Origin of the sequence: Paenibacillus aquistagni, assembly GCF_900177815.1 — a bacterium.
GTDB lineage: Bacteria > Bacillota > Bacilli > Paenibacillales > Paenibacillaceae > Paenibacillus_B > Paenibacillus_B aquistagni.
Genome location: NZ_FXAZ01000003.1, coordinates 245,628 through 265,839, shown reverse-complemented (window position 1 = coordinate 265,839; position 20,212 = coordinate 245,628). Strand labels below are relative to the sequence as shown.

16 protein-coding genes are annotated in these 20,212 nt (G+C 50.9%); 7 read left to right on the top strand and 9 right to left on the bottom strand.

The window, feature by feature from the left end:
- The first annotated feature begins 231 nt into the window (after positions 1–231).
- The 3 genes from B9Y93_RS12680 to B9Y93_RS12670 all read left to right on the top strand — a co-directional run bounded on the left by B9Y93_RS12680 (position 232) and on the right by B9Y93_RS12670 (position 3,883).
- The gene (locus tag B9Y93_RS12680; protein ID WP_085494785.1) at positions 232–1,407 is read left to right on the top strand and encodes an AGE family epimerase/isomerase; all 1,176 of its coding nucleotides are present in this window, start codon (positions 232–234) and stop codon (positions 1,405–1,407) included.
- Positions 1,404–2,600, top strand: a complete 1,197-nt coding sequence (locus B9Y93_RS12675; RefSeq protein ID WP_085494784.1) for a glycoside hydrolase family 130 protein — start codon at positions 1,404–1,406, stop codon at positions 2,598–2,600. The genes B9Y93_RS12680 and B9Y93_RS12675 overlap by 4 nt, the downstream gene beginning before the upstream one ends.
- Positions 2,601–2,854: 254 nt before the next feature.
- Complete coding sequence (locus B9Y93_RS12670; RefSeq protein ID WP_240967997.1) at positions 2,855–3,883, top strand: substrate-binding domain-containing protein; 1,029 nt, start codon at positions 2,855–2,857, stop codon at positions 3,881–3,883.
- A 48-nt stretch (positions 3,884–3,931) separates the two neighbouring features.
- Here the strand turns inward: B9Y93_RS12670 and B9Y93_RS12665 are convergent, their stop codons facing one another.
- Positions 3,932–4,390, bottom strand: coding sequence for a MarR family winged helix-turn-helix transcriptional regulator (locus B9Y93_RS12665; protein ID WP_085494783.1), 459 nt, complete (start codon positions 4,388–4,390; stop codon positions 3,932–3,934).
- Between the two features lie 174 nt (positions 4,391–4,564).
- Between B9Y93_RS12665 and B9Y93_RS12660 the strand changes: the two genes are divergently transcribed.
- Complete coding sequence (locus B9Y93_RS12660) at positions 4,565–5,431, top strand: SDR family oxidoreductase (protein ID WP_085494782.1); 867 nt, start codon at positions 4,565–4,567, stop codon at positions 5,429–5,431.
- Positions 5,432–5,627: 196 nt separating this feature from the next.
- Here the strand turns inward: B9Y93_RS12660 and B9Y93_RS12655 are convergent, their stop codons facing one another.
- Together B9Y93_RS12655 and B9Y93_RS12650 are read right to left on the bottom strand one after the other, a co-directional pair.
- Positions 5,628–6,236, bottom strand: coding sequence for an alpha/beta hydrolase (locus B9Y93_RS12655; protein WP_085494781.1), 609 nt, complete (start codon positions 6,234–6,236; stop codon positions 5,628–5,630).
- On the bottom strand, positions 6,233–7,183 hold the full coding sequence (locus tag B9Y93_RS12650; RefSeq protein WP_085494780.1) for a ring-cleaving dioxygenase: 951 nt from the start codon (positions 7,181–7,183) through the stop codon (positions 6,233–6,235). The genes B9Y93_RS12655 and B9Y93_RS12650 overlap by 4 nt, the downstream gene beginning before the upstream one ends.
- Positions 7,184–7,614: 431 nt before the next feature.
- On the opposite strand from B9Y93_RS12650, the gene B9Y93_RS12645 reads away from it, so the two are divergent.
- Positions 7,615–8,349, top strand: a complete 735-nt coding sequence (locus tag B9Y93_RS12645) for a polymer-forming cytoskeletal protein (protein WP_085494779.1) — start codon at positions 7,615–7,617, stop codon at positions 8,347–8,349.
- A gap of 480 nt (positions 8,350–8,829) precedes the next feature.
- Here the strand turns inward: B9Y93_RS12645 and B9Y93_RS12640 are convergent, their stop codons facing one another.
- The 3 genes from B9Y93_RS12640 to B9Y93_RS12630 all read right to left on the bottom strand — a co-directional run bounded on the left by B9Y93_RS12640 (position 8,830) and on the right by B9Y93_RS12630 (position 12,926).
- Entirely contained in the window at positions 8,830–10,356 is a 1,527-nt protein-coding gene (locus tag B9Y93_RS12640; RefSeq protein WP_085494778.1) for a rhamnulokinase, read from the bottom strand.
- 40 nt (positions 10,357–10,396) lie between these two features.
- Entirely contained in the window at positions 10,397–11,056 is a 660-nt protein-coding gene (locus B9Y93_RS12635; protein WP_085494777.1) for a class II aldolase/adducin family protein, read from the bottom strand.
- A gap of 79 nt (positions 11,057–11,135) precedes the next feature.
- Positions 11,136–12,926, bottom strand: a complete 1,791-nt coding sequence (locus B9Y93_RS12630) for an L-fucose isomerase (protein WP_085494776.1) — start codon at positions 12,924–12,926, stop codon at positions 11,136–11,138.
- A 382-nt stretch (positions 12,927–13,308) separates the two neighbouring features.
- Between B9Y93_RS12630 and B9Y93_RS12625 the strand changes: the two genes are divergently transcribed.
- Complete coding sequence (locus B9Y93_RS12625; RefSeq protein WP_085494775.1) at positions 13,309–14,364, top strand: LacI family DNA-binding transcriptional regulator; 1,056 nt, start codon at positions 13,309–13,311, stop codon at positions 14,362–14,364.
- Between the two features lie 280 nt (positions 14,365–14,644).
- Here the strand turns inward: B9Y93_RS12625 and B9Y93_RS12620 are convergent, their stop codons facing one another.
- Positions 14,645–15,424 (bottom strand): alpha/beta hydrolase, encoded by a 780-nt coding sequence (locus B9Y93_RS12620; protein WP_085494774.1) that lies wholly within the window; start codon positions 15,422–15,424, stop codon positions 14,645–14,647.
- Between the two features lie 341 nt (positions 15,425–15,765).
- Here B9Y93_RS12620 and B9Y93_RS12615 point away from each other — a divergent pair, with 341 nt between their 5' ends.
- The gene (locus B9Y93_RS12615) at positions 15,766–16,332 is read left to right on the top strand and encodes a GNAT family N-acetyltransferase (protein ID WP_085494773.1); all 567 of its coding nucleotides are present in this window, start codon (positions 15,766–15,768) and stop codon (positions 16,330–16,332) included.
- Between the two features lie 284 nt (positions 16,333–16,616).
- Here the strand turns inward: B9Y93_RS12615 and B9Y93_RS12610 are convergent, their stop codons facing one another.
- Entirely contained in the window at positions 16,617–18,347 is a 1,731-nt protein-coding gene (locus tag B9Y93_RS12610) for an ABC transporter ATP-binding protein (protein ID WP_085495134.1), read from the bottom strand.
- A gap of 109 nt (positions 18,348–18,456) precedes the next feature.
- Positions 18,457–20,190 (bottom strand): ABC transporter ATP-binding protein, encoded by a 1,734-nt coding sequence (locus tag B9Y93_RS12605; RefSeq protein ID WP_085494772.1) that lies wholly within the window; start codon positions 20,188–20,190, stop codon positions 18,457–18,459.
- Positions 20,191–20,212: the final 22 nt, after the last annotated feature.

Here is a 20,212-nt window from a genome sequence, read left to right as displayed (position 1 = left end):
CACCAACACCGATCCACGAAGTCTTATCGCACGTCAAATGGCCTTTTCACTCTAAAAAGTACGCCTTCTTTAAAGCTCATCGCTGCAATGAACTAGTGCATAATAAAGAGAAGTCGCCGCCTTGCCAATATCATTTCTGTTTTGTCTTCTTTCTCATTGACAATTACCGATGTTGCCTTATACATTATTGTTAGGTTATCGATTACTTAACTAAAAAAAGGAGGTGTTTATATGAAGCAATGGGCGTTAGAGGTGGGGCAAGAGCTGACGGAGCATATTCTTCCTTATTGGAGTCGATTACAAGATACAGTTCATGGAGGCTATTACGGCGCTGTCGATGTATCGCTGAATGTACACCAAGATGCCAGCAAAGGTGGAATTGCCGCCTGCCGGATCCTCTGGACATTCTCTGCTGCCTATAGGGTGCTTGGGGAAGCAGGCTACCAAGAGCATGCGGACCACGCCTACCATTTTCTAAGAGATCATGTGCTGGACCCCCATTATGGCGGTCTCTATTGGATGGTTGATGCTGCAGGACGTCCGCTTGATACTAGGAAGCATATTTACGCCCAAGCCTTCGGCGTCTATGCGCTAAGCGAGTATTACCGGGCAACTGGCACAGAAGAGGCGCTGCGGCTGGCGTGTTCCTTGTTCGAGCTCATTGAAGACAAGGGTTACGATGCCCATCTTGCCGCTTATAAAGAGGAATTCAACGAAGCCTGGCTGGAGCAGCCCAATGTGCTGCTTAGTGAGCATGGGCTATTGGCCGATATCACCATGAATACCCATATTCATGTGCTGGAGGCTTATACGAATCTGTACGCCGCTTCACAAGAGGAGCGAGTCAAGCAAGCCATTGTTCGTTTGCTCGATCAGCTGCATGATCGGATCTATGATCACCGCACAGGCTTTCTCGGCGTATTCTTCGATAAAGCCTGGCAGCCGCTTCTCGACCTTCGCTCCTTCGGCCATGATATCGAAGCGAGCTGGCTGATCGATCGGGCCATGAAGACCATAGGCGCTGAGAAGCCTGAACACGTGCAGATGGTGATCGATATTGCCTACAACATAGCTGACCATGCGCTGCAAGCAGATGGCTCTCTTATGAATGAGCAGAGAGGATCGCTCATCGACACGACCCGCATCTGGTGGGTGCAGGCAGAAGCCATGGTAGGCTTCTACAATGCTTATGAGCGGACGAAGGACCCTCGCTTCCTAACGATCCTTGAAGGGCTGTGGAGCTATACGAAGCGGCATCTCATCGATGCTCGCGAGGGTGGAGAATGGTTCTGGGCTGTTGATGATCTGGGACAGCCCACCAAGCAAGGCATTAGCGGACCATGGAAGTGTCCATACCATAATGGGCGCTTCTGCTTAGAAATCATGGAAAGGGTGGCTCAATCATGATTCATGAACAATACTATGCAATGCTAGCGAAGCAAGAGGCGCTGATTACGAAGCCGAACACCAAGAAGGACAGCTTCTATAACGGCATCTATGACCGCTATGACAACCCGGTCATCACAAGACACCATGTCCCGCTTCATTGGCGGTTCGATCTCAGCAAGGACAGCAACCCCTACTTCATGGAGCGGCTCGGGATGAATGCAACCTTCAATCCTGGCGCGATCTATCATGAAGGCCGTTACTATCTTGTTGTACGTGCCGAGGGCGTTGATCGCAAATCATTTTTTGCTCTTGCCGTGTCTGATAACGGCATTGACAACTTCCGCTTTGTCGACAAGCCGCTCGTCTGGGATGATTGCGATCCTGATGAGACAAACATGTACGATATGCGGCTCGTGAAGCATGAGGACGGCTGGATCTATGGCATTTACTGCTCGGAGCGCAAGGATCCCGATGCGCCACCCCATGACACTTCAAGCGCCACAGCGCAAGCAGGGCTGGTGCGCACGCGTGATCTGGCGACTTGGGAACGGCTTCCTAATATTAAGACGAAGTCGCCGCAGCAGCGCAATGTCGTGCTTCATCCAGCATTCGTTGACGGCCAGTATGCCTTCTACACAAGGCCGCAGGATGGCTTCATCTCCACGGGAACAGGAGGCGGCATCGCCTTCGGCCGCTGCAAGGACATCATGAACCCTGTCATCGATCAGGAGATCGTCATCGATGAACGGGTCTACCATACCGTCTATGAGGTCAAAAATGGGCAGGGCCCCGCCCCAATCAAGACGGACATGGGCTGGATTCACATTGGACATGGCGTGCGCAATACGGCAGCAGGGCTTCGCTACGTCCTGTATGTATTTGCCACAGCCCTCGATGATCCATCCAGGGTCATCGCCAAGCCGGGCGGCCACTTTATGGCGCCTTACGACGAAGAACGCGTCGGGGACGTGTCCAACGTCATCTTCTGCAATGGCGCCGTCGTGAATGAGCAAGGCGAGGTGCATCTCTACTATGCATCAAGCGATACACGCATTCATGTTGCGACAACGACGCTTTCACGCCTTGTGGATTACACGTTCAACACCCCTGAGGATCGCTTGCGCTCTCTCGATAATGCCAAGCAGCGCGGGGAGCTGATTGATCGCAATATGGAACTGCTCGCCAAGGCGGCTGCTCCTGCTTCGGTATAGGAATACGCGCAGGGAAGCTGAGCATAGCTGGGCATGTGCAGCAGCATCTTGCAATCATGCCCCACTGAACGTTTGGATGAACAGTGAGCCTTCCCCTTGCTCCTTTTTATCTCATGCTTGATTAGCCGCCAGCATCCACACCTGCCCTGCATGCTCTCTCACATGCCTGCAGGGCTTCCATTTCATGTTTGGGCGGAAGCATGTATACTGTCTAATAGTTGTCTATTCGCGCATTCCAGCAGGAGGTGAACAGAATGAAGAAGGAGCAGGTTACGATGCGGGATATCGCCGGTCGATTAGGAATAAGCACCGTTACCGTATCCAAAGCGTTAAACGATAAGGAAGGCGTCAGCGAGGAACTGAAGGCACGCATCAAAGAAACCGCCAAAGAGATGGGATATCGCCTTAACCTTGCCGCGCGCGCGATGAAGGATGGGCTATCCTACAATATTGGCGTCATCATTCCAGAGCAGTTTACGAATGTTAATCATGCCTTCTACCTGAGGGTATATCAGCATATTGCAAGCAGGCTTGAAGCATACGGATACTCCAGCATCCTGCATATCTTGACAATCGAGGACGAAGAAGCCTTGAATCTTCCTCGCATTTATTATGAGAAAAAAGCAGATGGAATCATCATTCTGGGTCAAATTAAGCCAGCTTACATCGAAGCCGTACAGCAGATGACGATTCCAAAGCTGTTCTTGGACTTTTATCAAGAGGGCGCGCAGGTAGACTCCATTGTTACGGACAATTTCTACGGCTCCTATGAGCTCGTCAGCTATCTGATTCGCGAAGGGCACAGGCAGCTTGCCTTTGTGGGCAATATTCATGCGACCAGCAGCATTCAGGACCGCTTCCTCGGCTATTACAAATCGCTGCTCGAGCATCGGATCCCTCTTGATCCCGATTGGATCATCAAGGATCGCGATGAACAGGGGATACTGATCGATCTTGAACTCCCCACGCGCATGCCCACCGCCTTCGTATGCAATTGCGATCAGGTGGCAAGAGCTCTTATTGAGAAGCTCAAAAAAGAAGGCATTCAAGTGCCTGCTGACTGCTCTGTAGTCGGCTATGATAATGATATCTTCGCTACCGTATCAGAACCTCAGTTGACGACTGTAGAAGTGGATATGGAGATGCTTGCAGGCGCTGCGGTCAAGACCATGATGAAAAAGATCAGCCGGGGAGAAGCCTCCACAGGGCGCACAGTCGTTCAAGGCAGAATTATTTATCGTGATTCGGTCAAGTCGTTGACACAAGCACAGAGCACGGACTAGCAGCATGCGGCTATGATGCTGGTCCTGCTCAGCTCTTCGCTTTCCTTTTTACAGACCAGATTGTTCCTCGGCACTCTCTGTCGTTGCGTTATGTTCAAGCTTCGCAAGCACCCGCATGAAGCTCTCCACCTCTTCTTCTGTTAACCCCTGTAGAAGCCTTGCATGATATCGGTTCGTCGCCTCAATGACCTCTTGCTCTAGCGCTCTTCCAGTGTCCGTAAGCCGTACCATCTGCGCACGCCGATCATTCTTGGCTTGAGTGCGGGTGATGAATCCCTTCTTCTCCAATTGAAGCAGCATGCGTGCCACATTCGTCTGATCGCGGCCAATGCGTGCCGCAATCTCCTTCTGCGTAATGCCTTCCACCCCGCTCCACAGCAGCATCATAATCAGATTTTGCTCAGGTGTTACCCCTAGCGGTTCAACAGCCTGCTTCGCCTGCCCAAGCAGAACAAGGTCTGTTCGGTGCAGTGAAATGCCGATATATTGTTTAAAATTATATTTCATCTTATCCCTCTATTGCTTTTAATTGGATTCATGCCGCATTCATTATAAAATGAGGATAGTGCACACGTCCATGTGTACCCATACTTAACACTTACACCAATAAACCAAGAAGCCAGTAAGCCAATGAACGTAATTGCTGAGCCAATATATTCTCTACCTTATGGAGGGATTTCTATGCTTCGTCACAAAACCGTTTTGATTACGGGGGCAAATACCGGTATGGGGCACGCTGCTGCCATTGCCTTGGCCAAGCAAGGAGCGCACATTATTATGGCCTGTAGAAATGAAGCACGAGGCATGCAAGCGCTGGAGACAGCCAAAGAGCGAAGCGGTTCACAGGCCTTTGAGCTGGTTCTCTGCGATCTTGGGGATCTCGCCAGCATCCACCAATGTGCTGAAGCCGTCAGACGAAGGCATCATAGGCTCGATGTGCTTTTGAACAACGCCGGTGTCGTCTCTTTGAAACGCACAGAAACCACAGATGGCTTCGAAGCTATGATGGGGGTTAACCATCTTGGACACTTCCTTCTGACCAATCTCCTGCTGCCCTCCCTCATGCTTGCTGAACAGGGGCGTGTCGTAACCGTTTCGTCTGGCGCCCATAAGATTGGCCGTTTCAAGCTGGAGGACCCTTTTTTGAAGAAGGGCTTTACGGTGTGGCAGGGCTACGCAAATTCGAAGCTCGCCAATATCCTCTTTACAAAGAAGCTGGCCACGCGACTTAAAGGGACAAAAGTGACCGCGAACTGCCTGCACCCCGGTGCTGTGTCAACCGATATTGGCGTCAATCGCGGCAGCGGCTTTGGCAAGAGCGTCCACCGCTTATTACGACCCTTCTTCTTGACCTCTGAGCAGGGGGCGGATACAGCCGTCTATTTGGCATCAAGCGAGGAGGTCGCATCAATCAGCGGAGAGTATTACTACCGCAGAAAGCCTGCATCCTCGTCCAAGCTTGCACAGGATGACCAACTTGCAGATAAGCTGTGGGCATGGAGCCAAGAGCAGACCGGCTGGACGGAGGAAGAAAGCTCTCCTTTTTAATCCAAGCCTCATCAACACTCTATTCGTATTTTTATTTCTACCGTCGATTGGAGTATCTTCATAAAAAGGGACCCCGCTCTCCACTTTCCTGTGGATTTTGAGGTCCCTTCATTTGTTTACTGAGATTCTTATACATAAAAGCCCGACATCTACTTCGATTCGGATCCAGTGAAAACGGATCAGAATCATTCCTTGATCATTTGAAATGCTCTTGCAGCCACTTCCTCGACGCCTCTACCTCAGAAGCACTCAATTGATGGCCATAGCTGTCCCAATGCAGCTCAACTTCTGCTTTGGCGCCCTTCAATAGCTGGGCAAGCTCCTCCGTCTCCGATACCGTACAGATCGGATCATTCGTCCCTGCCCCGATAAATACAGGGAGCTTCGTCATATCGGGAAGATTCACATGCCGCAGCGGCACCATTGGGTGATAAAGAATCGCTCCCGCAAGCGCATCCTTGTAATGGAACAAAAGACTGCCAGCAATATTAGCGCCATTGGAATAACCCACAGCTACGATCTGGCTGCGATCGAATCCATGCTCTTGAGCCGCCTCATTCAAAAAAGCATTCAATTCTGAAGTCCGAAAGACAAGGTCATCTTCATCAAACACGCCTTCACGCAGCCGGCGAAAGAAGCGCGGCATGCCATTCTCCAGCACACTGCCTCTTACACTAAGGACAGAGGACTCAGGGGACAGCATCTTGGCCAGCGGCAGAAGATCTCGCTCATTGCCTCCTGTTCCATGCAGAAGCAGCAGCACAGGGGCTTCACTGGATGTTCCTTGTTCAAATATATGCTTCATGATTGATCCTCCTCTAGCACACGTACGGCAACCGGCTGCACGATATCCTCGATCTGTGCGCGATACTTCTCATATTGAGCAGGCAGCTTCAGTGCCTCTCCCAATTGCTCATAGGGTTCATCGACCGCAAAGCCCGGCGGGTCCGTCGCAATTTCAAATAAAATCGAGCCTGCCTCTCTAAAGTAGATCGCATTAAAATAGTTGCGATCTTGGACCGGCGTTGGCGCTTGACCTTGGGAACGAACCCATTGGCTCCATTCGGCTTGGTCCTGATCATCCTTCGCGCGCCATGCGATATGATGCACGGTTCCCGCCCCCATATTGCCGCGGGGCACCGCCTCACGCTTCAAGTCGACAATGCTGCCAAGCTCAGCGGTTCCACGGAACCGAATATACTCCTCATTCTCCTCCATGCTCTGAAGCCCAAGCACCTGCTCCAAGACAGCCTCCGTCTTCTTCGGCGCTGTACTGAATAGAATGCCTCCTCCAAAGCCCTTAATCGCGTGCTCCACGGGAACGCCGCCAAAGGCCCACCCGCTCCTTGCTCCTTCTTCCCGCTCGACGAGCTCAAGCTGAAGCCCTGCGGCATCCTTAAAGCGCAGATATTGCTCGCCAAAGCGCTCAATGCGTTCTATCGCAATGGAGAACTTCTCAAGCCGCGCCTCCCAGAAGCCAAGAGAGCCATGCGGGACCACAAAGGTGGTATATCCCACCTGTCCGCCTCCAATACGGCCCGGAACCGCATCCGGCCAAGGGAAAAAGGTCATAATCGTGCCCGGATGTCCCGCTTCATTGCCAAAGTAGAAATGGTACACCTCCGGCGCGTCGAAATTCACGGTCTTTTTTACAAGTCTCAGGCCCAGCACGCCAGCGTAAAAATCAATGTTCTGCTGAGGATCCTTTGCAATCGCGGTAATATGGTGAATGCCTGTCGTTTGTTTGCTCATGATGGCTGCCTCCTCCACTTTATCTATTGTCTTATTTATATAAAAGAATGCGGATTGTAAAAAGCAATCCATAATCCAACTTCAAGGTTGATATAAACCTCAAGAAGTTCAATTTTTATTTATCTTGAATTCGAGATAATAGTAACATGGTGTTTAATTATTGTCAACTCGTTTATCTTGAATTCAAGCAAATTACAAAAAATACTCCTTCCTCCACCCAAACCATGCAGACCCTGCACATGCCATTTTCAACAAGCGATGATGCAATCTCATCCTAGAGGCGGAGTCATAATCCCTCTACAGCCGAATGATGGATGCAAGGAAAGACCGTACAATAAAGCTATAAACGTTCTAGTAAGACTTCATATTAACCAACAAATGCATAGCTAGAGCTTGATTATAGAAAGCAAACACATGGAGGAGGAAATACAATGGCACAAGGCATGTATTCAGATATGGTGGTAGCTGGCTTAGGAACTTTTGATGGCGGCGTGTATGACAAGGTAAGAATTGACGGGGTTGCCTTCGTCAAAGGAGACGTCCAATGCGACCGCTTTATCTGCAATGGCAGCGGCAAGCTGAACGGATCGGTATCTGCTCATTCCATGGATGTGAATGGTCTCGCCTCATTTGGGAGCCACGTCCAAGCTCAACAGATCAAGGTATGCGGCAAGGCCAATATTGATGGAGATCTGCTTGGTGAAGAGCTTCGTGTCGATGGGAGTGTATCCGTGTCAACGAACTGCGAGATGCACAGCATTGATGTCCATGGCCGCCTTAGTGTAGACCGAGACATTCGTGCGACTAGGTTCAACACCAACGGCTCCTTCCGAGCAGGCAATCAAGTATTGGCTGAATCCGTTCGTATCGAGTTAAACGGTCACTGCGAAGCGCGTGAGCTTAGAGCGAAGCAGATCGAGGCTGTTCGTGGCTATGTGAAAAAGAATTCCTTCCTAGGCGCTATGTTCCAAGCCTTTGGCCAGCAGCCGCTGCTTGAAGCACAGTTGATCGAGGGAGATTCCATCAAGCTGGAGCAGACGCATGCCTCCCTCGTAAGAGGAAGACAAGTCAGCATCGGTCCAGGCTCTCAGATCAGCCGAGTGGAATACAGCCAGGAAATCGATATTGACCCGACCGCAATTGTTGATGAATGCGTACAAATCTAGCCTTATGACAGTGGACGGTCCACACACTGCTGGCGCATCGTGAAGTTCTTTACGACACGCTGCACACAGCTCTTGGGCCTACAGGTCCCTGTCCCTCCACAGCGCTCATGCGATGCTCATGCAGTGCTTATGCAGTTCTCGTACGATGCTCATACAGCAACCATACAGTATTCATACAGTATGAATACGTACTCCCCTGACAATAAACACTCCCTTATCATAGACGCTTTCGAGCATAGGCTAACACGCAAAAACACCTTCAAGACTGCCTTCCGATCTAACGATAGGGAAGCATGCTCTTGAAGGTGTTTATCGTTTTCCGGACAGGATTAAGCTTGACCAGCTACCTAGCTGCCTAAGTAGAGAAGCTCGACCTGATTGGCCAAGGTTGTCATAATAGCGCTCCGTCAGGCTGTAGCTATACAACGAACCATGCGATGGTGCCGAAGCTGCACCGCTCCTTATAAGCTCAAGCTGATGCTAGCTTGAAGCATCGCATGCTACTTGGCTTTTCGCATGCAGCAGCCCTGTGAAGCGCTCATAAGCTGCATCCCAGCTCGACTGCTCGCCTTCCTCTGGATGAAGCGTATCAATCGGGAACGAGTCCAGCACAAGCTGTCTTGCTTCCTCCAGACTGCTGCAGTGGCCTTGCGCCATCCATTGGACGGTCATATTGCCGATGGCACTGCCTTCGATCGGTCCTGTCCATACAGGTCGCTGCAGCGCATTGGCCGTCAGTTGGCACAGAAGCGTATTCTGAATGCCGCCGCCAACCATATGCAGCCCCTCGTACGACTGTCCCGTCAGCCGCTCCGTACGCGTCAGCTCATGGCGATAACAGAGGGCCAAGCTGTCGAGCACGACGCGAATGATCGCCCCTTCCGTCTCCGGCACCGGCTGTCCGGTCTCGCGGCAGAAGCTCTGTACCTTCTGCGGCATATCGCCAGGCGCAAAGAAGCGCGCATCATCTGCATTGATGATGCTTTGCAGACCAGCAGCTGACTCTGCGAGCTTCGCGAGCTCCGCAAAGGAGAACACTTTGCCCTGTGCATCCCAGTCGCGCTTACACTCCTGCACAATCCACAGCCCCATAATGTTCTTCAGCAGCTGATAGCGATTGCCGACTCCGCCTTCATTGGAGAAGGACAGCTCCATCGCCTCGCGGCTGACAATCGGCTTTTGCTGCTCCGTGCCAAGCAGCGACCAAGTGCCGCACACTAAGTACGCGAAGGAATCGGACTTCGCTGGCACAGCAGCTATCGCAGATTCCGTATCATGCGTCCCGACAGCGATGACGTCCATCGCTGGAACATCCAGCTCCTTCTGAATATCCTCAGTCAGGGTCCCTACACGGGTTCCTGGATGAATCGGATCAAGGAACAGGTGTGATGGAATGCCAAGCGCATCCATCAGCTCCGTATTCCACTCCTGCTTGAGCGGATGATACAGCTGTGTTGTGGTTGCCATGGTGAATTCGCACACCTTCTCGCCTGTCAAGAAATAAGCGAGAAGGTCTGGGGTAAGCAGCAGCGTCTTCGCCATATCCAGCTTAGGCGAGTTCGCCTTCAGCATAGCAGTCAATTGATAGATGGTGTTGAACGGCATGAATTGCAGGCCGCCTTCTGCGTAGAGGCGTTCTGTACCGAACCGTTCATTAAGCTCCTCAATCAGACCTTCCGTATGAGGGTCCCGATAATGATAAGGGTTGCCGATCATTTCTCCATTCGCATCCAGAAGGCCAAAGTCGACCCCCCAGGTATCAATGCCCAGCGTCTCCGGACGATATCCCGCTTGGAAAGCCTTGCGGATGCCTTCCTTCATCTCTTGGAACAGCCTTAGGGTGTCCCAATGCAGATGCTTGCCCACCTGAATCGCCTGATTCGGAAAGCGATGTATTTCTTCTACACGAAGCTTGCGTGTGCCTTGATCCTCGATGAGCTGGCCGATTAGCGCTCTGCCGCTGCTTGCTCCAAGGTCAAAGGCGAGTACCGTCGAAATAACGTTCATCCCTTCACACCCTTTCATTGAAGCTTACGAATGACAAGGATTACTTCTGCTCCTGCAGCAGCTTGATGCGGTATTTCTCACTTTCGAGGTTCGCAATCTCTTGGAACTCCTCTTCCGTCAGAATCTTAGGCTCCTTGATCGAGCTTGCAATAATATAAATCTTTGCGCTCTCTTCGACGACTTCCGTGCGATAGTACGCTTCACGAAGGTTGCGTCCTGTTGTAACCAAGCCATGGTTCATAAGCAGAATTGAGCTTGCTTCGTTCACCTTAGGAAGAAGAGCATTGGCAAGCTTCTCATCGGTTGGCATGACATAAGGAATACGAGCCGTTCTGCCGACAAGCGCCGCTTGGTCTGGGAACATGATCGGAAGGTCCTCATCCAACAAAGTAAACGCAATGCAATTCGGCGGATGTGTGTGCACAATGGCCTGAATTTCATCATTGGCTTGATAAGCGTACAGATGCATTAATACTTCTGAAGACGGACGAAGGCCATTGTCCGTAACTTCACCGGTCTTAATATCTACCTCAACCCATTGCTCAGGCTCAATTTCATCCAAAGCGAAGCCGCTTGGAGACAAATACATTTTTCCTTCAAAACGCGCGCTGATATTGCCGCCCGGTCCTACAACCAAACGATTTTTTACAATCTTGTCTGCGTATTTGCACAGCTCTTTACGAATAGCCATTGATTTCATCTGACATCCTCCGTTTATGAAAAATGGGAGATGGCCGCTTGTTTGTTCTGCACAATGCACAAGCGGCCACATCATCTTCTTATTTATAAAGCGGGCCGAAGTTCTCGCAAGCGCGATAATCGACACCCTCTAGATTCTCCGTGCCAAACAAGCTCCATGCCTTCGGACGGAAGATGCGCTCCTTCGCCACATTGTGCATGTTGACTGGAATGCGAAGCATCGAAGCAAGCGTGATCAGATCGGCACCGATATGGCCGTAGCTGATAGCACCATGGTTCGCTCCCCAGTTGTTCATGACTTCGTACACGGAAGTAAAGGCGCCTTCGCCAGTCAGGATCGGTGCAAACCATGTTGTTGGCCATGTAGGGTCTGTGCGGTCATTCAGCGTTTGATGCACATCATCCGGCAGATCGACAGAGTAGCCCTCTGCGATTTGCAGAACAGGACCAATGCCCTTCACAAGGTTCAAGCGAGCCATCGTCATCGGCATGCCACCGCGTGTCAAGAAGTTGGAGGAATAGCCGCCTCCACGGAAGTACTCTACAGAAGCTGGACGCCAAGAAGTGGCATCAAGGCACTTCTGCGCTTCTTCTTCACTGATCTCCCAGAACGGCTTCATGACAGGCTGGCCATCCTTGGACTGTACGCCTGTGCCGTCCAGCGTAGCGGAACCGGAATTGATCAAGTGAAGCATGCCTTCCTTCGCATAGCCTTCCAGATCATAGCCTGTTACGCGCTTCACGGATTCCTTGCTCCAGTATGTGCGAACATCAGCAAAGATCTGAGCGGTATTGGTAAGCAGGTTGCCAAACAGCATGACGACGCCATTCAGGAAGTCATTCTCTGTCGCTACCAGGTAAGGCGCACGGATGCCGTTCCAATCGAAGGAGGAGTTCAGCATCGCTTCCATGAAGTCGCCATTCGGGAAGTGATCTGTCCATTGGCGCTGTCCTTGGAATCCGGATACGACAGCGTTGTGCCCTTGCGCTTCTTCGCCGAAGCCAAGCTCATCCAAGCGAGGGTTGCCCACCATCAGGTCGCGAGCAATCATCGTCATTTTGACAACCGTTTCCCAGTTCTGATCCTTCAACTCTCGTGGCTGCTGGATCTCCTCAGGGTTGTTGTCTACGCCTTCCTTGCAGTTATCCTTCACCCAAGCAAGCGCCTTCTCGAACTCCTCAGGATCGTAGATGCCTTCGTCCATGCGGCGAACGAATTCACTCATATCAATATATTCGGTACGCATTCCAAGATACTCTTGAAGGAAGTTATCGTTAACGATGGAGCCCGCAATCCCCATTGACACAGAACCCATGGAGAGATAAGACTTGCCCTTCATGTAAGCAACCGCAAGGCCCGCCTTGGCAAATGCGATCAGCTTCGCCTTTACATCTTCAGGGATGGACGTATCAGCAGCATCCTGAACGTCCTCGCCGTAGATGCCGAATGCTGGCAAGCCCTTCTGCGCATGCGCTGCAAGCACTGCAGCCAGATATACCGCGCCTGGACGCTCTGTTCCGTTGAATCCCCATACGGCCTTAGGAATAGACGGGTCCATATCCATAGTCTCAGAACCATAGCACCAGCAAGGGGTTACCGTAATGGAAACGCCTACACCCTCACGTGCAAATTTCTCCGCGCACGCTGCAGATTCAGCTACACCACCGATTGTCGAGTCCGCAATCACGCATTGCACGGGCTTCCCATTTGGATAACGAAGCGTAGAAGACAAGAGCTCCGCTACAGCTGTTGCCATCCCCATCGTTTGAGCCTCAAGGGATTCACGGACGCCTTTGCGGCGACCATCGATTGTTGGGCGAATACCGATCTTAGGGAATTCGCCTTTCCAGCGGAATTGTTCCAAAGTCATGACGATACCTCCAATTTAGGAATGTTAGATCATTACAATTAAAGCGCTTTATTAAAGGTATAAAAAAAGAGAAAATGTGAAAAGATGTTACCGATAACTTCATCCTACCAATCTCCTCTCTTGCTGTCAAATCTTTTCTTGGGTAAAATAAGAGAATCATAGAATGGTTTCCATTCTAACATCGGTATTGCAGCAATCGGCATCGGCAGAGAGGAAAGGGGTCCAGAAAGTACCAATTCCCCTCTATTTTTATACGCTCGCTGCTGCTAGAATAGACTTCGTTTTTTTGAGATTATACCGCTTTAACTCGGGGTGGGTCGTCGTTATACGTTTTCCATCCTGCTCTTGTACTTATATCATGTATAGAAGGAGCTACCGCGCTATGGTTACGATATACGACATTGCGAAGAAAGCAAATGTGTCCGCCATGACTGTATCAAGAGTTATCAATAACACCGGAAAAATCAGCAAAAAGACCGAGGCCAAGGTTCGCAAGATCATGGAAGAAATGAACTATGTGCCGAACCAGATGGCAAGAAGCCTCGTGCTGCAGCAGACGAAGATTTTGTTTCTCCTGATTACGGATATTACGAACCCGTTCTACACGACCTTGTCCCGGGGAGCAGAAGACGCCGCCAACCGCAGCGGCTACCGCTTGCTGTTTGGCAACAGTGATGAGAACCTGCAGAAGGAAAATGACTATATTCATACGATTTTGTCCACACGCGTTGACGGCCTGCTCGTCGCACCGACGGGAGATGCATCCCTGCCGCATCTGGAGCAGCTTCGCAGACATAAGGTACCCTTTGTACTGATCGACCGCGAGGTTCCGGGCATGGACTGCGACGTTGTGTTAGGAGACAGCAAGGGCGGTGCCCGCACCTTGGTGGAGCATTTGATCGACAATGGCCACCGTCACATTGCGATGGTGAACGGTCTGTCTACAGCATCCAGTGCGCGCTTGCGTCTGCAGGGGTATCAAGAAGCCTTGCTTCTGCACAGTCTTCACATGCCTGACAATTATGTATTTGAAACCAGCTACAAGCTGCACCAGCAGGTGACAGGCAATGATATGCCAGTGCTGCCTTCCCTTGAAGCATGGTTTGATCAGCTTGAGCCGCGCCCAACAGCCATCGTAGCCGGCAACAATGTGATTGCTATCGAGATTATCCGCATGCTTCGCAAGAAGGAAATTCAAGTGCCCGAGCAGATCTCGGTTGTGTGCTTTGATGACTTCGGCTTGTACTCCGAAATTGCCCCATTCATGACGGTAGCCGCACAGCAGGCTTATCAATTCGGTTATATGGGCATGCAGACGCTCATCGAGCGCATTCAGAACAAGGACCACGAGGCACAGCCATGGCGCAAGGTGGTACTGCCTGCAGAGCTCATTGTTCGTGATTCTGTTGCGCCAGCCAAGGATGAGCAGAGTCAATAGCATTTCACACCCTCGGACTTCACTACAAAAATAAGCCAGCCCGGTGGTTGGCCTGATCATACGAAAAGGCTGCCTCCCTCGCTAAGAGGGAAGCAGCTGATTCTTTACCACTTTCATTCTCAACATACATCTCGATTCTACCCCTAGCCATTTTGACGACTGCCATTCCTTATAAAGCCGACCCACAGGGCCAACCCGCATTCCTAACCTAACCTAAACGATATGGCCGTCTAGTAATAAGTAGACTGGCACAGCTCAATTCTTATGGCCAATTACTTCGTTATTTCCGATTCTGTAGCGGAAGCCATGCCAGCACATCTTGAATTCTTGCATCCCAGTAATCCCAAGTATGGTTGCCCGGGCCTTCCTGATAAGTCAGGTCAAAGGAGCATTGCTCAGCATGATCACGAAAGACAAGATTGTCCTGATATAGGAAATCCTCTGTGCCGCAGCATTGATACAAGAGCGGCTTAGGCCCATTGAGCTCAGCACCTGCGTCCAGCAGATGAAGCAGGTCATGCTTCGTGCCGGCAAGCGGCTCGCCGCCGAAGATCAGCTGCATATCCTTAGGGTACCTTGCTATGTGCTCATCGTTATTCATATTGAGCGCACCCGATAAGCTCGCCGCTGCAGCAAACTGATCAGGGCAGGACAGCGCCCACTTGAAGGCGCCATATCCGCCCATGGACAAGCCGGCAACAAAGTTGTCTTCGCGCTTGTCGGAGAGTGGAAAGAAGCCTCTTACAATCCTCGGCAGCTCCAAGGACAGATAGGACCAGTAATCAGGCCCATATGCCATGTCAGTATAGAAGCTGCGTTGTACATTTGGCATAATGACCGCAAGCCCAAGCTCAGCTGCATAACGTTCAATCGATGTGCGGCGCAGCCAGATCGTATGATCATCTGATAGTCCATGAAGCAAGAACAGTGTCGGATGACGATCACTGCTCGCTTTGCCTTGCAGGCCAACCTGTGTGTGGGTAGCCTGTGGAATAATCGCTACTATTTCTGTGTTGAACCCGAGGACCTCGGAAAAGAAACTGCATGTCATGAGAGCCATTGTTGATTCTCTCCTCCTCATCGATAGGTTTGGTCGCTGACAATGGAATAAGATATAGAATACTCTTATTCTTGCGCGATCGGGGTAATCTATGTAACGGATAACACTCATTTCCTAAACACATACTTCCCTTTCAGAGAACCGTTATCCTGCTAGGTGCAAAACATTCACTAGACAGCGGCTTCTGCTATCAGGAAAGACTCCAAGTCATAGAAGATGTAGAAAAGAGCTATAGTCATTTTTTCTCGTCCATCCAGATCGTAAAGAGTGGAGCATCATGTTACCATGATGTCATTCCATTCTACAGGCTCAATATAAAAGCAATCCAAGGAGGAGACATCATGACGACCAAGAACACTTACAGCTGGCTGGAGGGAGACAACGTATATTTAAGGCCTGTCGAAGTAGAAGATAGCGAAGCCTATTATGGCACTCTTTACAATGCTGACGTTCGCCGCCTTACAGGTACGAAGGAAGCATTTTCCAAGCATCAGGTCACGCACCATCTTGAAGCTAAGGGGCTGGATTCAAGCAGCATCCTGCTGTGGATTATTCGCAAGGATACGAATGAACCCATTGGCGATATTGAACTGCAGGACATCAATGGCATGAATCGCAGCGCAGGGATTCGAATTGCCATTCATGACCACGCTCACCAAGGAAAGGGCCACGGCAGTGAAGCCCTTCGCCTCATGCTGGACTATGCCTTTGGCATCGCCAATCTCCACCGCGTGGAGCTAAACGTATTTGCCTACAACGAACGTGCCATCCATGTGTACAAGAAGATCGGATTTAAGCAGGAAGGGGTTCAACGCGATGCCCTCTTCTACAATCATCGCTACTATGATTCCATCCTCATGAGCATGCTGGAGGATGAATATCGGGAGATGTATCTGCAGCAGCCATGAAGCGCGAGAGACATATAACTACCTCTCCGGCTCAGGTTGCCTTGTGAGCGCAATTTACATATAATTCCGCGTCTCAGTTTATCTTTTCAACTTCTTCCATCAAGTATTCATGTAGACCATGAGCTTCAGATCTTGGTTATTGAGAGCGGCAAGGCTATCGAACAAATAAGGGGCTCCTTCGCCATTTTTGCAGCGAAGAGCCCCCTTTCTTTGCTTCAACTCTTGATAACGATCCTTTTTTAAATGTATCAACATTCACGTGCTTGTGTTAGCGTTTATGCCAGCTAGCTCGATACCCGTTCGAATTGGCTCTGAACCAGTTCATAATAGAAGCCCTTATGCTCCATGAGCTCCTCATGTGAACCGCTCTCGATAATCTGTCCTTCCACCAATACAATAATCACATCTGCCTGGCGAACGGTATTCAAGCGATGAGCGATGACGATATTCGTCCGCCCTTCCATCAGTCGGTAAAGCGCATCTTGAATTCTAAGCTCCGTTACCGTATCGATGCTGCTTGTCGCTTCATCGAGAATGAGAATGGCAGGATCGGCCAGAATGGCTCTTGCGATCGTAATAAGCTGCTTCTGCCCTTGGCTTATGCCACTGCCGTCTTGATCAAGCACCGTATCGTATCCATCCGGAAGCTTGCGAATAAAGGAATGCGCATTGGCGAGCTCCGCCGCCCGCTCCACCTCTTCATCTGTTGCATCCAGTCGCCCATAGCGGATATTTTCCCGAATGGAGAGCTGAAACAAGAACGTGTCCTGCTGAACGAAGGCCATCTGCTGGCGCAGGCTTGCCCGTGTTAGGTCCCTTGTATTCAGCCCATCGAGCAGAATCTCGCCTTCTGCAGGGTCATAGAATCTCGACAAGAGATTAATAATCGTCGACTTGCCGGCCCCCGTCGGCCCTACCAGCGCTGCGGTCTGGCCAGGCTTCAGATGGAAGCTCACATCGGAGACGGTCTGAATATCGTTTTCATACGCAAAGGATACATTCCGGAACTCAATCTCTCCCCGAACCATAGATGCGGCCTTAGCATTCGCCTCATCCTTCGCCTCCGGCTCCTCCTCGATAATCTCGAAGACGCGCTCTGCTCCAGCCACCGCCGATAGAAATGTATTGAACTGGTTGGCAAGATCATTCAGCGGTCGGGTAAATTGTCTCGCATACTCAGCAAAAGTCACGATGACACCAACCGTGATCATCTCATGCACAGCCATCACCCCGCCTGCACCCGCGATGATGGCAAAGCTTGCATTATTGAGCATGTTCATCAGCTTCGGGATGAATCCTGAATACGTCTGTGCCCAGTAGCCAGCCTCGCGCAGACGCGCTCCCTTCTCCTCGAACATCTCGGTTACCCGACGCTCTTGTGAGAATGCCTTTACCATCTTCTGTCCAGAAAAGGTTTCCTCAATGAATCCGTTCAAGTCACCCAGATGGCGCTGCTGCTCCTTGAAGTACTTCCCTGTCCGATTCGTAATCCACTTCATGCCAAAGAACATAGCTGGGACGATCGTCAGTGTGATCAAAGTCAGCAAAGGAGAGAGCCACAGCATGAGCCCAAGCATGCCGACAAAGGTCAGGATACTGGACGAGAGCTGGATAAAGGAGCTGTTCAGCGTTTGGCTGACATTATCAATATCATTGGTCAGTCTGCTCATCAGCTCGCCGTGCTGACGCTTGGAGAAGTAAGCAACAGGCAGACGATGCATGCTGTTGAATAGATCGTTGCGCATTCGGTATACTGCGCTTTGCGCAATGCGAATCATCCATATATTTTGCAGCCACTGGGTAATGGACCCGAGCAGATAGACGAGACCGAGCAGGCCCAACAGGAAAATAAGCGAGTAATGACCTGGATAATCAATCCGGTCAATCGTGTAGCCGAGCAGATATGGTCCCAAAAGACCGAGACCCGAGCTTAGAATGACCATCAGCAGAATAAGAGCAAGAGAGCTCTTATAAGCTGACAAGTATCGCCAAACCTTGAATAAGGTGCCGAACATATCTTTTGGCTTCTGCTTCTTCTTGCCCTGAGGATGGCCTCCAGGATGGCCTTTGCCGCTGGCAGATACCGAAGCGGCATTAGAAGGCGCCGCTGATTGTGTTTGCAGTCTAGACAAGGGATACCGCCTCCTCTCCGAACTGGGACTCTGCGATGCGGCGATACAGCTCCGACTGCTTCATGAGCTCGTCGTGTGTTCCGATGCCAAGCAGCTTGCCATCATCCAGCAGCACGACGCGATCTGCACGCATCGCGGTGCTGATCTTCTGAGTAATGAGCAGAGTCGTACATGTATCAGTAGGCAAGGAGCGAAGAAGGCGCCCCTCTGTCTTCACATCCAATGCGCTTGTGCTGTCATCCAGCAGCAGCACCTTCGGCTGTCTGACAAGCGCTCTTGCAATAGACAGGCGCTGCTTCTGCCCGCCAGACAGATTCACTCCTTTTTGACCAATAATGGTGTCATACTGCTTCGGAAGCTTCATAATCGTGTCATGGATCTGTGCCCGCTTCGCCGCGTCCACAACCTCCTCATCACTCGCTTGTGTCCGCCCCCAGCGGATATTGTCCGCTATCGTCCCGGAGAACAGCAGGGCTTCTTGCGGCACGTAGCCAATTGCCCCTCTTAACCGATCGAGAGACAGGTCGCGCACATCCTGCCCATCCACAAGAACTCTTCCCTCGCTTACATCATATAAGCGGGGAATGAGCTGGAACATAGATGTTTTGCCAGAGCCGGTCGCCCCTAAGAAGGCAACACGCTCTCCCTGCTTGATCTCGAAATTCAGATTCTCCAGCACTGCTACCGCATGATCGGGATAATGAAATGACACGCCTTCAAACACAACACTGCCTGTGGCCACCAGCTGATTGGGATCAAGCTGTTCCTTCTCCACTATATCCGCCTCGGCGTTCAGCACTTCTTCGATGCGAAGAGCGGATGCCCGAGCTCGTGAGATGTTGGTCACGATCATAGAGATCATGGACAGCGCACCAGTCATGCGAGCCGTGTAGTTCACAATGGCCACCACATCGCCCACATTTGTCCCAGCCTGCCCCACAATCTGTTCATGCCCAAACCATAAGATGAGCAGAATACTTGCATTCATGACAAACGTCAGCGTAGGGACGGCGGTCTCCACGAGTCGAAGCGCCTTCACCGTTCGGTCCATCAGCTGCTGGTTAGAATCCAGAAACCGTCCTTCCTCATGCTTGTCGCGCACGAAGGATTTGATTAAGCGCATGCCAAGCAGGTTCTCACGCAGCACACTGTTGGCATGATCAAGCCGCTCTTGAACAGCATGGAAGTGGCGGAAGCCTGTACGCATCAGCCATACAAGGAAAAAGAACAGGATAGGAGATACAATAACGAGAATAAAAGCAAGCTTCATGTTAACGAAAAGAGACATCACAAGGCCGCCAATCAGCATTAGTGGCGCCCTCAGCATAATTCTCATGCCCATAAACATCAGATTCTGCATCGTCGTGACATCGCTCGTTACCCGAGTAATGAGGGTGGCCGTTGGGAACTGATTAAAGTTCGCAAAGGAGAAGGATTGAATCTTCGCAAACAGGCTTTTTCTCAGATCGAAGCCATAATGCTGACTGACATAAGCGGCGAAGTAGGAGTTAATGATCCCGCTGACAAATCCAATCGCGGTAAGACCGAGCATTACAGCCCCCCACAGCATCACGGCATCAAGGTCTTTTGTCATGATCCCCTCGTTGATGACCTTGGCAATGAATAACGGCTGCATCAATTCCACGACGAGCTCCACCAGCATCAACGCAAGGGCAACCGTCATTGGGAGATAATACGGTTTTAAATAAGAGAGTACTTTCTTCATTCGTCCTCCTTGTTGAATTTGA